A 13,858-nucleotide genomic window follows, 5' to 3' on the forward strand; every position below is an offset into this window, starting at 1 on the left:
TCAGGCCCCGTGCGGCACACTTTCCCCGTCCCGGCCGGTCACCAGCCCAAGCTGCTGGTTCGCCGGCACGGCGACGTCGATCAGCTTCGGACGCGGCAGGTTCAGGCCGCGCATCATCGTGATGAACTCGTCGCGGGTGCGCCCGGCAACGCGGCTGTTGGTGGCGCGTTCGCGCCCGATGGTCGATTCGGTCTGGCCCTTGTAGTCGTGGGCCGGATAGACGCGCGTGTCGTCCGGCAGCCGGAAAAGCTTCTGCGTCAGGCTGTCGAACAGCGTGCCGGCATCGCCGGACTGGAAGTCGGTACGGCCGCAGCCGTCGATCAGCAGCGCGTCGCCGGTAAAGATGCGGCGCGTGGTGCCTTCCGCCGTGGTTTCTTCCCACAGATAGCTCATGCTGCCCGCCGTGTGGCCGGGCGTGTGGATCGCGCGCAGCACCTGGGTGCCGAAGGCCAGCGTGTCGCCGTCGATCAACTGCTTCAGCGCGGGCTTGATGTCGCAGCCGGCCGGGGCGGCCGTGCCGGCGCCGGTCAACCGGGCCAGATGGCCGGCCGAGGTGATGTGGTCGGCGTGGGCGTGCGTTTCCACGATCCAGACCAGCCGGGCGCCCGCCTGCTCCAGCACCGCCAGGTCGCGCGCGGACTGCCGGTCCACCGGGTCGATCAGCAGCGCGTCGCGCGTGGCGGCGTCGATCAGCAGGTAGGTGAACGTGGACGAGACATCGTCGAACAGCTGGTGAAAGGTCTGCATGGCGGTGTTTTTCTGGCAAACCGGAAAAGTGCTTCCATCATACGTCGCCGGCGCGGGCCGGCAAGCCGCGCTCGGCGCGTCAGCACTCGACGATATTGACGGCCAGTCCGCCGCGCGCCGTCTCCTTGTACTTGGTCTTCATGTCGGCACCGGTCTCGCGCATCGTCTTGATGACCGAGTCCAGCGACACGTAGTGCGTGCCGTCGCCACGCAGCGCCATGCGGGCCGCGTTGACCGCCTTGACCGATGCCATGGCGTTGCGCTCGATGCACGGAATCTGCACCAGCCCGCCCACCGGGTCGCAGGTCAGGCCCAGGTTGTGCTCCATGCCGATCTCGGCGGCGTTCTCGACCTGCCCGGGCGTGCCGCCCAGCACGGCGGCCAGCGCGCCGGCCGCCATCGAGCACGCCACGCCCACCTCGCCCTGGCAGCCCACCTCGGCGCCCGAGATCGACGCATTGAGCTTGTAGAGCAGGCCGATGGCGCCGGCCGTCAGCAGGAAGTCCACCACCCCCGCGCGGTTCGCGCCCGGCACAAAGCGGTCGTAATAGTGCAGCACGGCCGGGATGATGCCCGCCGCGCCGTTGGTCGGCGCCGTCACCACGCGCCCGCCGGCGGCGTTTTCCTCGTTGACGGCCATCGCGTAGAGGTTGACCCAGTCCATGACCGACAGCGGGTCTGACAGCGTCCGCTCGGCGCGCTGGGTCAGGTTGCGGTACAGCTCCGGCGCGCGCCGCTTGACCTTGAACGGCCCGGGCAGCTCACCCTCGGTGCGGCAGCCGCGCGCCACGCATTGCTGCATGACGTCCCAGATGTGCAGCAGGCCGTCGACCACCTCGCTCTCGGTGCGCCACGTCAGCTCGTTCTCCAGCATGAGCCGCGCGATCGACTTGCCGCTGCCGTGCGCCATGTCCAGCATCGCCCGGCCGCTGCGGAACGGGTGCGGCAACTGCTTCTCGGCCGCCAGCACCTGCGTGTTCGGGGCGCCGGCCGTGACCACGAAGCCGCCGCCGACCGACAGGTAGCGCGCCTCGCGCAGCGGCGTGCCGTCCGCGTCATAGGCGTGGAACTTCATGCCGTTGGGATGCTCGGCCATCGCCTCGCGGCGGTAGAACGCCACGTGCTCGCGCTCGACGAACGGCACCGCGTGCCGGCCCAGCAGCGACAGCGTCCGGCTCGCGCGCAGCGCGGCCAGCCGGGCGTCGATGGTGTCGGGATCGACGGTGTCCGGCGCCTCGCCCATCAGCCCCAGGATCACGCCCTTGTCGGTGCCGTGTCCCTTGCCCGTGGCGCCCAGGGACCCATACAGTTCCACGCGCACGCTGGCCACCTTCGGCAGCAGGCCGTCCCGCTCCAGGCCGTGCGCGAACATCAGGGCGGCACGCATCGGGCCGACGGTATGTGAGCTCGACGGGCCGATACCCACCTTGAACAGATCGAAAACGCTGACTGCCACGGCTGACTCCAGATGCAAAGACGGCGTGCCCCATGGCACGCCGCCCGAACCGCCCGGCGGGGCGGATGCGTGACGCAGGGAACGGGTGCTCGCCGAAGGGCTTATTCCCCTTCAGCGTACTCGCTCATCGGCACGCACGAGCAGAACAGGTTGCGGTCGCCGTAGACGTTGTCGGCACGGCCAACCGGCGGCCAGTACTTCTGCGTGCGCAGCGACGCCACCGGGTACGCCGCTTCCTCGCGGGTGTACTTGTGGGTCCACTCGTTGCCCACCACCACGGCGGCCGTGTGCGGCGCGTGCCGCAGCGGGTTGTCCTCGCGGTCGAAGCTGCCGTCCTCCACGCGGGCGATCTCGCCACGGATGGCGATCATCGCGTCGATGAAGCGGTCCAGCTCGGCCAGCGCCTCGCTCTCGGTCGGCTCGATCATCAGCGTGCCCGGCACCGGGAAGCTCATGGTCGGCGCGTGGAAGCCGTAGTCCATCAGCCGCTTGGCCACGTCCTCGTTGGTGATGCCAGTGCTCTTCTGCAGCGGCCGCAGGTCCAGGATGCACTCGTGCGCCACCAGCCCGCCCTGGCCCGCGTACAGCACCGGGTAGTGCGGCGACAGGCGCCGGGCGACGTAGTTGGCCGTCAGGATCGCGTTCTCGGTGGCCGCGGTCAGGCCGGCCGAGCCCATCATCGCGATGTACATCCACGAGATCGGCAGGATGCTGGCCGAGCCGAACGGCGCGGCCGAGATGCCGCCGATGCCGTTGTCGTCGCGGCGATAGCCCACGCTGTCCTGGTTGGGCAGGAAGTCCGCCAGGTGCGGGCCCACCGCCACCGGGCCCACGCCCGGGCCGCCGCCGCCGTGCGGGATGCAGAAGGTCTTGTGCAGGTTCAGGTGCGACACGTCGCCGCCGAACTGGCCCGGCGCGGCCACGCCGACCATCGCGTTCATGTTGGCGCCGTCCACGTAGACCTGGCCGCCGTGCCTGTGCACGATGTCGCAGATCTGCTGCACGCCCGGCTCGAACACGCCGTGCGTGGACGGGTACGTGATCATGATCGCCGCCAGGTTCTGGCTGTGCGCCTCGGCCTTCTTCGCCAGGTCGTCCAGGTCGACGTTGCCGTTCTCGTCGCAGGCCACCACCACGACCCGCATGCCGGCCATCTGCGCCGACGCGGGGTTCGTGCCGTGCGCCGACGACGGGATCAGGCAGATGTTCCGATGGCTCTCGCCCCGGCTGGCGTGGTAGGCCTGGATGATCAGCAGGCCGGCGTACTCGCCCTGCGACCCGGCGTTCGGCTGCAGGCTGACCGCCGCGTAGCCAGTGGCCGCGCACAGCATGGCTTCGAGCTGGTCGATCATCTCGCGGTAGCCCACGGTCTGGTCCAGCGGCGCGAACGGGTGGATGTTGCTGAACTCGGGCCACGTCACCGGGATCATCTCGCTGGTGGCGTTCAGCTTCATCGTGCAGGAGCCCAGCGGGATCATCGTGCGGTCCAGCGCCAGGTCCTTGTCGGCCAGCGAGCGCAGGTAGCGCAGCATTTCGTGCTCGGCGTGGTGCGTGTTGAACACCGGGTGCGTCAGGTAGTCGCTCTGGCGGGCCAGCGCGGCCGGAAAGCCGTCGCCCACCTGCGTCTCGATCTGGTCGAAGTCGGGCACCGGCTTGCCGTGCGCGAAGATTTCCCACAGCGTGACCACGTCCTCGCGCGACGCGGTTTCGTCCAGCGAGATGCCGATGCGCGTGGCGCCGGCATGGCGCAGGTTGATGCCGCGCTGCGTGGCCGTGGCGTGGAAGGCGTCGGTGTTGAAGCCGGTTTCGAGCGTGAGGGTGTCGAAGAACGTGGCGTTGACCGGCGGCAGGCCCAGCGCCTGCAGGCCGGCGGCCAGCGTGGCGGTCAGGCGGTGCACGCGCTGGGCAATCCGCTTCAGACCCTGCGGGCCGTGGTAGACCGCGTACATCGACGCCATCACGGCCAGGAGCGCCTGGGCGGTACAGATGTTCGACGTGGCCTTCTCGCGGCGGATGTGCTGCTCGCGCGTCTGCAGCGCCAGGCGGTACGCCCGGTTGCCCTGCGCGTCGATGGTCACGCCCACGAGCCGGCCCGGCATCGAGCGCTTGAAGTCGTCGCGCACGGCCATGTAGCCGGCGTGCGGGCCGCCAAAGCCGAGCGGCACGCCAAAGCGCTGCGAGTTGCCGACGGCCACGTCGGCGCCCCATTCGCCCGGCGCGGCGATCAGCGTCAGCGCCAGCAGGTCGGCCGCGGCCACCACCAGGCCGCCGGCGGCGTGCACGGCGTCGGCAATCGCGCGGTAGTCCGACACGTCGCCGTTGACGCCGGGGTACTGCAGCAGCACGCCGAAGGCGTGGGCGTGCGCGGCGTCGGCGGCGGGGCCGACCTTGACCTCGATGCCCATCGGCAGCGCGCGCGTGCGCACCACTTCCAGCGTCTGCGGCAGCACGTCGTCGGCCACGTAGAACGTGTTCGACGCATGCTTGTTCACGCGCTGCAGCAGCGTCATGGCCTCGGCGGCGGCCGTGCCCTCGTCCAGCATCGACGCATTGGCGATGTCCAGCCCGGTCAGGTCCGTCACCATCTGCTGGAAGTTCAGCATCGCTTCCAGACGGCCCTGGGAGATCTCGGGCTGGTACGGCGTGTAGGCCGTGTACCAGGCGGGATTCTCGAAGACGTTGCGCAGCACCACGCCCGGCGTCAGCGTGTTGTAGTAACCCTGGCCGATGAAGCTCTTGAGCACCCGGTTCTTGGCCGCCAGGCCGCGCAGGCGCGCCAGCGCGGCTTCCTCGGTCAGCGGGGCGGTGAATTCGCCCAGCGGCATGCCGTCGCGGCGGCGGATGGCGGCGGGCACCACGGCGTCGATCAGCGCGGCGCGGCTGTCGAAGCCCAGTACCTTGAGCATGTGCTGCTGTTCGGCGGAATCGGGGCCGATGTGGCGGGCGGCGAAGGCGTCGCGCGCCTCCAGTTCGGCCAGCGTGGGCCGGGCTTGGGCGGCTGCGTTCATGGGAAGCGGGGCATTCATGGCAAGGATCTCGAGGAGCGGGCGGCGCCCGGGTGGTCAGCCCGGCGCGCCGCGCGCGGCATCAAACGGGCGGGCTCAGGCGCCGACGCTGGCCTTGTAGGCGTCGGCGTCCATCAGGCCGTTCACGTCGTCGCCGTTGGCCGGCTTGATCTTGAACAGCCACGCGTCAAACGCGTTGGCGTTGACCGATTCCGGCGAGGCCGAGGCGGCGTCGTTCACGGCCACCACCTCGCCGGCCACCGGGGCGTAGATGTCGGAGGCCGCCTTCACGGACTCCACCACGGCCAGCGCGTCGCCAGCACCAACCGACTTGCCCACCTCGGGCAGTTCCAGGAAGACGATGTCGCCCAGCGCGTCCTGCGCGTGGTCGGTAATGCCGATCGTCAGCGTGCCGTCGGACTCGACGCGCACCCATTCGTGCGACTCGGTGTACTTCAGGTCAGCGGGGAAGTTCATGAGGTTCTCCGTCAATGCAGTGTGTTTCTTGTTTCAATCACCCGGCCCGCAGCAGGTTGGGCTCGACGCGGACGGGTGGAAGGGGCGACCGTTGGGTGAAGCCGGGCGATGCCTCAGCTCACGAGTGCCTTGCCATTGCGCACAAACGGCAGTTTAACCACAGTCGCGGTCAGTTTGCGGTCGCGGATCTCGACCTGGACGTCGGTGCCGGGCGCCACGTCCTTCGGCAGCCGCGCGAAGGCGATGGACTGCTGCAGGCTCGGGCTGAAGGTGCCGCTGGTGATCTCGCCGTCGCCGGCGGGCGTGACGACCTTCTGGTGCGCGCGCAGCACGCCGCCCTTGTCGCGCAGGATCAGGCCCGCGAAGGTCTGCTTATGGCCCCCGGCCACCAGGGCCGACTTGCCGACGAAGTCGCGCTCGCTCTGCAGGTCGACCGTCCAGGCCAGCCCGGCGTCCAGCGGCGAGGTGTGGATGTCCATGTCCTGGCCGTACAGGTTCATGCCGGCTTCCAGGCGCAGCGTGTCGCGCGCGCCCAGGCCGGCCGGGCGCACGCCGGCGGCGGACAGCTTTTCCCAGATGCCGGCGACGTTCTGGGCCGGCACCACCAGCTCGAAGCCGTCCTCGCCGGTGTAGCCCGTGCGGGCCACCATCAGCTCGCCCATGTCGGGGTCCTGCACCACCAGCGCGTTGAACGGCTTGAGCGCGTCGGCCGGCTGCGTGGACGGGAATGCCTGGTAGACCTTGGCGCGCGCGTTCGGGCCCTGGACGGCCACGATGGCCAGCTTGCCGGCGCCGTCCGGCGCCACGTCGCCCCGGCGCGGCGTGATCGTCACGTCGCTGCCGGTGGCCGCGTTGCGCTGCTGGATCCATTCGATGTCACCCAGCGCCGTGCTGGCGTTCACCACCAGGCGGAAATGGTCCTCGGCAAAGAAGTAGACGATCAGGTCGTCGATCACGCCGCCTTTTTCGTCGAGCATGCACGAGTAAAGCGCCTTGCCCGGGGTCTGGAGCTTGTCGACGTTGTTGGCCAGCAGGCCGCGCAGGAAGGCGCGGGTCTGGGCGCCGTGGAGATCGACCACGCACATGTGCGAGACGTCGAACATGCCGGCGTCGGCGCGCACGGCGTGGTGTTCCTCGATCTGCGAGCCGTAGTTGACCGGCATGTCCCAGCCGCCGAAGTCGACCATGCGAGCGCCGAGGGCGCGGTGGATAGCGTTGAGAGGCGTGGCCTGAAGCGTCATGGAGTTCCCTCGGGGCGGTTCGAAAACGAAAAAAGGGTCATCGCCGTGACCCGTGTCACGGCGATGACCCCTCTGTCCTCGATACCTGAGAGATTACGAAGCCTGGCGCTTGCGTGCGCCGGCGTCGTGCGCCCCTTCGGTGGACATGCTCGCCTGGCCTGTGCCGCGGCGGATGTCGCTCTCCAGAGTGCGGCATGCATCGTGTGCATGTTGCATGCCGATCCGGTCGGTCCATGGTGCCTGAGAGTTTTTGGGTAGTTCCCCTTCGGCGGCGCAGTCGCTGCGCGCTCTCCCGGCCGGATGCGCGAGAATGTACGGGACCGGTCTGCCTTTGTCAAACGCGCCGGCGGCGCCCTTGCGCGGGCACCCGGTCCCCCAGGCCGGCAAGATCAGCGGCGGTCCTTGGTCACGACGTTGCCGACCACGCCGCCGACGGCCGCGCCGCCCAGCGTGCCCAGCGCGCTGCCGTCGGTCAGCACGGCGCCGCCCAGCGCACCGGCACCCGCGCCGATGGCCGTATTACGTTGTTTCGGGGTCATGTCCGCGCAGCCGGCGAAACCTGCCAGCGTGGCACCGATCAGCACGACCTTGGAAATGGTGCGAAGCGTCTTCATGATGGGCTCCTTCTTTTCAATGGATTGTCATGGTTGCGATGGCCGTTGTCTGGTCTCCCGAGCCGGTCGCGCTTGGCGCAAAACCCGCGCGGTCGTGCACGGTAAGAGGCAATCTCCATGCCGCGGGTGCCCCCGCTTTACGATTGTTACCAGCCTGAAACGCCTCTTGTCGGACACCGCCCGACACCGGCCCGCGTGTTAACATCGACGCCTTTCGCGCCCGGCCCGCACGTGCGCCTTGCGCCATCCCGGCCGTACCCGTTTTTCCCCCTGCCCATGACCCACGGACTCAACGCCGCGCAATCCGAAGCGGTTCGCTACCTGGACGGCCCCTGCCTTGTGCTGGCGGGCGCCGGCTCGGGCAAGACGCGCGTGATCACGCAGAAGATCGCCCACCTGATCGAGGACAAGGGGTTCGAGCCGCGTCACATTGCCGCCGTCACGTTCACGAACAAGGCGGCCAAGGAGATGCAGGAGCGCATTGCCAAGCTCATGGAGGGCAAGACCACGCGCGAAGGGAAGCGCATTCCACTCAAGCAGCTCACGGTTTGTACGTTTCACTCGCTCGGCGTGCAAATTCTGCGCATGGAAGCCGAGCACGTGGGCCTGAAGCCACAGTTCTCGATCATGGATTCGGACGACTGTTTCGGGCTGGTCCAGGAACAGCTGGGCACCACCGACAAGAAGCTGATCCGCAGCGTGCAGAACGCGATCTCGCTCTGGAAGAACGGCATGGTCGACCCCGAGACCGCGCTGGCCCAGGCCGCCGATGCCGACCAGCACCAGGCCGCCATGGTCTACCGCAACTACGTGGCCACGCTGCACGCCTACCAGGCCGTGGATTTCGACGACCTGATCCGGCTGCCGGCCGAACTGTTCGCCCGCGACGAGGCCGTGCGGCTGAAGTGGCAGAACCGGCTGCGCTACTTCCTGGTCGACGAGTACCAGGACACCAACGCGTGCCAGTACCAGTTGCTCAAGCTGCTGGCCGGAGGCTCGCACCTGCGCGCGCCGGCGTTCACGGCCGTGGGCGACGACGACCAGGCCATCTACGGCTGGCGCGGCGCCACGCTGGACAACCTGCGCCTGCTGCAAACGGATTTCCCGGACCTCAAGGTCGTCAAGCTCGAACAGAACTACCGCTCGACGGTGCGCATCCTGGAAGCGGCCAACGCGGTCATCGCCAACAACCCCAAGCTGTTCGACAAGAGGCTCTGGTCCGAGCACGGCATGGGCGACCCGATCGCGGTGCATCCGATGAACGACGAGGAGCACGAGGCCGAGTCAGTGGTGTTCCGGCTGTCGGCCCACAAGTTCGAGCGCCGCGCGCAGTTCCGCGACTACGCGATCCTGTACCGCGGCAACCACCAGGCACGGCTGTTCGAGCAGATCCTGCGGCGCGAGCGGATTCCGTACGTGCTGTCGGGCGGCCAGAGCTTCTTCGACAAGGCCGAGATCAAGGACATCTGCGCGTACCTGCGGCTGATTGCCAATCCGGACGACGACCCCGCGTTTATCCGCGCCATCACCACGCCGCGCCGGGGCGTGGGCAATACCACGCTGGAGGTGCTGGGCACGTTCGCGGGCCAGGCCAAGGTGTCGCTGTTCGAGGCGGCGATGATGGGCGGCATCGAGGCAAAGCTGCAGCCGCGCCAGCTTGAGCCGCTGCGCGTGTTCTGCGAGTCGATGGTGCGGCTGGCCGACCGCGCCGCGCGCGACCCCGCCACCGTGGTGCTGGACGACCTGATGGAAGGCATCCACTACGAGGCGTACCTGTACGACACCTTCGACGAACGCCAGGCGCAGTCGCGCTGGACCAACACGCTGGAATTCCTGGACTGGCTCAAGCGCAAGGGCACCCGGCCCGAGCCGGAAGGCGAGGGCGATGCCACCGGCTTCGACAACGCCGACGGCTTTGGCGACGAGGGCAAGAACCTGCTGGAACTGACGCAGACCGTGGCGCTGATGAGCATGCTCGAAGGCCGCGAGGAGGACCCGGACGCCGTGCGGCTGTCCACGCTGCACGCCTCGAAGGGGCTGGAATATCCGCACGTGTTCCTGGTGGGCGTGGAAGAGGGCATCCTGCCCCACACGCGCGAGGACGAGGACCTGGGCGACGACAAGATCGAGGAAGAGCGCCGGCTGATGTACGTGGGCATCACGCGCGCACAGCGCAGCCTGCAGATCAGCTGGTGCAAGAAGCGCAAGCGCGCGCGGGAGACCTACTCGGTCGAGCCGTCGCGCTTCATCGCCGAGATGAAGCTGGAAGAAGCCCCGGCGCCGCAGGACGCCATGCCGGCCATGAGCCCCAAGGACCGGCTGGCCGGCCTGAAGGCGCTGCTCAACAAGCCCGCCGCCGGCTGACGCTGATACAAGGCCGACAAGATTCGGCCGGGTCGTCTCACTACGATGGACACTCGCGTGGAAACGTCTCGGCGTTTCTCCGACACACCGCGCCAGCCCTTCGGTTGCGGTGTGGCTGGGCGCATGCGAGCCCGGCTTCTTCCCTGTTGAACGCTCCCGGCTGCGGCAGCACCGGGAGCGTATTTTTCGGCACCTGGCGCCGATCATCGTCGATGGCGCCCCCCAGGTGCCGCATGGCGCACGTATCGGCGCTGATACAAAGCGGGCATCGCCTGTAATCTCGCGGCTGGTACATTGGCCGCTCGGATTTCCCGCGTTCCACCCTCCCGTTGCCCGCTTTCCCCGTTTGCCATGGACCTGTCGCTCAACCTGCCCACCCGTCTGCTGATCGTCGACGACGATCCCCAGATCCGTTCCATGCTGGCCGAATACCTGGCCACGTTCGGCATGGAGGCGGAGGGCGTGGAAGGCGGCGCGGCCATGCGCGCGGCGCTGGGGCGGCAGACGTACGACCTGGTCATCCTGGACCTGTCGCTGCCCGGCGAAAACGGCCTGACGCTGTGCCGCGAGATCCGCGAGCAGAGCGACCTGCCCGTGATCATGCTGACCGCCCGCGCCGAGCTGGCCGACCGCGTGGTGGGCCTGGAAGTGGGCGCCGACGACTACGTGACCAAGCCGTTCGAAATGCGCGAGCTGGTGGCGCGCATCCACACGGTGCTGCGCCGCAGCCGGGGCGAGACGCGCCGCGCGCCGGCCGCAGCCGCGGGCCACGAGATGCGGTTCGGCGGCTGGCGGCTGAACACCACGCTGCGGCAACTGGTCGATGCCGAGGAAACCGTGGTGCCGCTGTCCAACGCCGAATTCCGGCTGCTGCTGACGTTCATCGAGAACCCGAACCGCGTGCTGGACCGCGAGATGCTGATCAACAACGCGCGCGGCCGCGACCTGGACGTGTTCGACCGCAGCATCGACCTGCTGGTGTCGCGGCTGCGCCAGAAGCTGCGCGACGACCCGCGCGATTCGTCGCTGATCCGCACCGTGCGCGGCGAGGGCTACGTGTTCACGGTCAACGTGGAACACTGAGCGCATGGCCGCAACGCCCCCGCCCGCTGCCGGCGCCCCGGCCGCGCCCCCGCAAGCGGTGCGCCGCCGCCGGTTCAACTCGATGTTCACGCGCCTGTTCTTCGTGATGACGGCCATCATGCTGGCCGTGCACGTGCTGGGCGTGACCGTGATCGAGAGCGTGTTCCCACGGCCGGGATCGGAGCGCTACATGGAACGGATGCGCCGCGCCGCGTCCGACGCCGAGGTGGCCGGCAAGCTGCTGTCCGGCCCGCCCGCGCATCCGCTCGAAGGCGTGTTCATGCCCGGCCATCCCGCCGGCCCGCCACCGGGCATGCGTGGCAACGAACCGTTCGATTTCGATGGCCCGCCGCTGCGGCCGGACGCCTTCATGGAACGCCCCGGCGGCCGCCCCCAGGGCCGGCCCGACGGCTTCCACATCCGCGGCATCTGGCCACCGCACCTGGGGCTGCTGTTCCAGCTCGCCGCCATCCTGATCGCGTCGTGGGTGGGCGCGCGCCTGCTGGCGCGGCCGGTGCAGCAGCTTGCCAGCGGCGCCAACCGGCTGGCGCAGGACGTACACGCGCCGCCGCTGGACGAGGACACCGGCCCGGCCGAGGCCCGCGACGCCACGCACGCGCTGAACCTGATGCAGCAGCGCATCCGCACGCAGCTCGCGCAGCAGTCGCGCTTTCTGGCGGCCGTGTCGCACGACCTGCGCACGCCGCTCACGCGCATGAGCCTGCGCATCGAGCGGATCGAGGACAACGACGTGCGCTACCGGCTGCGCCAGGACCTGGCCGAGATGAACGGGCTGATCGACGCCACGCTGTACTACCTGCGCGAGCGCGACGACGCCACCGGTCCGCGCCAGCGCGTGGACGTGCTGGCGCTGCTGCAGGCCGTCGTCGACGACGCGCAGGAGATCGGCCAGGACGTCCGGCTCTCCGGCGAGGCCGCGCCGCTGCTGGCGTACCCGGCGGAACTGCGCCGCGCCGTGGTCAACCTGGTCGAGAACGCGCACCGCTACGGCGGCGCCGCGCACATCGTGCTGGCCGACAGCCCCGAGCGCGTGACCATCGACGTCTGCGACAACGGCCCGGGCATCCCGCCCGCCGAACTGCAGCGCGTGCTGGAACCGTTCTACCGCGTGGAGTCGTCACGCAGCCGCGCCACGGGCGGCGTCGGCATGGGCCTGGCGATCGCCGCCGACATCGTGGCGCGCCACGGCGGCGAACTGAAACTGTCCAACCGCCCCGAAGGCGGCCTGCGCGTCAGCATCACGCTGCCCAGGGGATAAACCGCGCCGGTTTGCTCCCCGCTCCCGCCCGCGCGAGAAATGTCCAGCACGAGGGTCGGCGTCGGTTTGCTCCCCGCTGCCGCCTGCGGGAGAAATGTCCACACGAGGTCCGGCGCCGTTTTGCTCCCCTCTCCCGCCTGCGGGAGAGGGGCCGGGGGTGAGGGCCGGCGTCTCAAGATGCGCATGTCGCAAATCCAACCACCATGCCTCACCCCAACCCCTATCCCACCGCGTGAGAGAGGGGACCCAACTACCAGCATCCAGCCCCCTCAAGCCCGCTGCGGCAACCCGCTTTTCCCGATGGCCGCAAGCTGCACGTACTGCGACCCGCGCAGCCCGCGCGTGAAATCGAGCGTGAAATCGCCGACGTCGATACGGGCCTGCAGCGCGCGGCGCAACTCGGCGGTGCCGGGCGCCTTCATGCCGGCGGCGGCGCGGACCAGCCACGCCGCGCCGATGTAGCCGGCCAGCGTGGCGGGCGAGGGCGGTTCGTCGAGATACTGCTTCATGCGTGCCACGTGTTCCTTCACCACGCGCAGCGTCGATTCCTGCGGCCCCGGCGCGATCTGCGTCACGACCATGCCGCCGGCGTAGCCGCTGCCCAGGATCTCGCGCGCGGCCGACGGGCTTACCGCCGACAGCCCGACCAGGAAGCCATACCAGTTGCGCGCCGCCAGCGCGCGTCCCAGGCTGCCGTAGGCCAGCGTGTCACCGGCCACGATTACCGCGCCCGGCCGCGCCGCCGCGATGCGGCGCGCGCTGTCGTCGAGGTTGCCGTCCAGCGCGACGGCCCGCGTGCCCATGTCCTTCTCCAGCCGCGCCAGCCACGGCGTGCCGGTGCCGAGCGTGCCGGCCGCGAAGTCGGGCGACACGGCCAGCGCGATGCTGCCGAGCCCGTAGCTGCGCAACTGGCGGACCGCCGCATCGAGTTCGGACTGATAGTCGGCGCGCGTGAACCAGACGTTGTCGGCGGCCAGCGCCAGCCCGGACAGCGGCGCCACGATCTGCACGCCGCGCCGGGTCAGTTCGGATGCGCCCGCCAGCGTCGGCAGCAGGCTGTCGCCGGGTCCGAACAACACTTCGGCGCGCTCGTTGTCAGCCAGCGCCACGGCCTGCGCGGCCGCGCCGCGCGGGTTGGCGGCGTCGGCATCGCGCACCACGTGGACGATGCGCAGGCCACCGCCGGCGCCGGGCGAGGCGTTCCAGGCATCGAACATGACCTTGGCGCCGGCCAGGTAGTCGCGCGCCTGGTCGGCCTGCGGCCCGGCGCGATCGACCAGATGCGCCACCACCAGCTGGCGACGTACCGCCGGGCCCGCCGGCTGCGCGAACGCGGGCACCATCGCGGCGGACGCCAGCGCGCCCAGCGTGCGCAGCGCGGTGCGGCGGCCGGCCTGGGCGGGGGCGCAAGAGGGGATCGACTGCGGCAAGGCTTGGCGCATGGCAGTAGGCAAGTGACGGTGGAGCGGGGGTGCGAAGGCGGTGCAACGGCGGCCGGCGGACATCGCCATAAAGCGAGCCGGCACCGGGCCGGAAGCGAGACTATCGGCCCTTCATGACGCTTCCGTGACTTTTACCCGACTTGGCGCCCC

General features: G+C 69.6%; 10 protein-coding genes and 2 riboswitches. Of the genes, 3 read left to right on the forward strand and 7 right to left on the reverse strand.

Annotation, left to right across the window (positions count from 1 at the left end):
• From EHF44_RS06040 to EHF44_RS06065, 6 genes are all read right to left on the reverse strand, one after another.
• Positions 1–747, reverse strand: coding sequence for an MBL fold metallo-hydrolase (locus EHF44_RS06040; RefSeq protein WP_124682922.1), 747 nt, complete (start codon positions 745–747; stop codon positions 1–3).
• A 79-nt stretch (positions 748–826) separates the two neighbouring features.
• Entirely contained in the window at positions 827–2,203 is a 1,377-nt protein-coding gene (locus EHF44_RS06045; RefSeq protein ID WP_124682923.1) for an L-serine ammonia-lyase, read from the reverse strand.
• Positions 2,204–2,304: 101 nt separating this feature from the next.
• Positions 2,305–5,229 carry an aminomethyl-transferring glycine dehydrogenase gene (gcvP, locus tag EHF44_RS06050; RefSeq protein WP_124682924.1) on the reverse strand — a complete coding sequence of 975 codons (2,925 nt, stop codon included), beginning with the start codon at positions 5,227–5,229 and terminating at the stop codon, positions 2,305–2,307.
• A 75-nt stretch (positions 5,230–5,304) separates the two neighbouring features.
• A complete protein-coding gene (gene gcvH / locus EHF44_RS06055) occupies positions 5,305–5,685 on the reverse strand; it encodes a glycine cleavage system protein GcvH (protein WP_124682925.1) in 381 nt (126 codons plus the stop codon).
• A gap of 113 nt (positions 5,686–5,798) precedes the next feature.
• Positions 5,799–6,926: a glycine cleavage system aminomethyltransferase GcvT gene (gene gcvT / locus EHF44_RS06060; RefSeq protein WP_124682926.1), complete on the reverse strand. Its 1,128-nt coding sequence runs from the start codon at positions 6,924–6,926 to the stop codon at positions 5,799–5,801.
• Positions 6,927–6,988: 62 nt separating this feature from the next.
• A riboswitch (glycine riboswitch) is annotated at positions 6,989–7,122 on the reverse strand.
• 21 nt (positions 7,123–7,143) lie between these two features.
• Positions 7,144–7,231: riboswitch (glycine riboswitch) on the reverse strand.
• Positions 7,232–7,315: 84 nt separating this feature from the next.
• Entirely contained in the window at positions 7,316–7,540 is a 225-nt protein-coding gene (locus tag EHF44_RS06065) for a glycine zipper 2TM domain-containing protein (protein WP_124682927.1), read from the reverse strand.
• A 276-nt stretch (positions 7,541–7,816) separates the two neighbouring features.
• On the opposite strand from EHF44_RS06065, the gene EHF44_RS06070 reads away from it, so the two are divergent.
• From EHF44_RS06070 to EHF44_RS06080, 3 genes are all read left to right on the forward strand, one after another.
• Positions 7,817–9,904: a UvrD-helicase domain-containing protein gene (locus EHF44_RS06070; protein ID WP_124682928.1), complete on the forward strand. Its 2,088-nt coding sequence runs from the start codon at positions 7,817–7,819 to the stop codon at positions 9,902–9,904.
• A gap of 351 nt (positions 9,905–10,255) precedes the next feature.
• Entirely contained in the window at positions 10,256–10,987 is a 732-nt protein-coding gene (locus EHF44_RS06075) for a response regulator (protein ID WP_124682929.1), read from the forward strand.
• Positions 10,988–10,991: 4 nt separating this feature from the next.
• On the forward strand, positions 10,992–12,266 hold the full coding sequence (locus tag EHF44_RS06080) for an ATP-binding protein (RefSeq protein WP_253699991.1): 1,275 nt from the start codon (positions 10,992–10,994) through the stop codon (positions 12,264–12,266).
• Between the two features lie 269 nt (positions 12,267–12,535).
• Here EHF44_RS06080 and EHF44_RS06085 read toward each other — a convergent pair whose 3' ends face one another.
• Positions 12,536–13,708 carry an ABC transporter substrate-binding protein gene (locus EHF44_RS06085; protein ID WP_124682930.1) on the reverse strand — a complete coding sequence of 391 codons (1,173 nt, stop codon included), beginning with the start codon at positions 13,706–13,708 and terminating at the stop codon, positions 12,536–12,538.
• Between the last annotated feature and the right edge of the window lie 150 nt (positions 13,709–13,858).

The sequence above is a fragment of the Cupriavidus pauculus genome, assembly GCF_003854935.1.
GTDB classification, from domain to species: Bacteria; Pseudomonadota; Gammaproteobacteria; order Burkholderiales; family Burkholderiaceae; genus Cupriavidus; species Cupriavidus pauculus_C.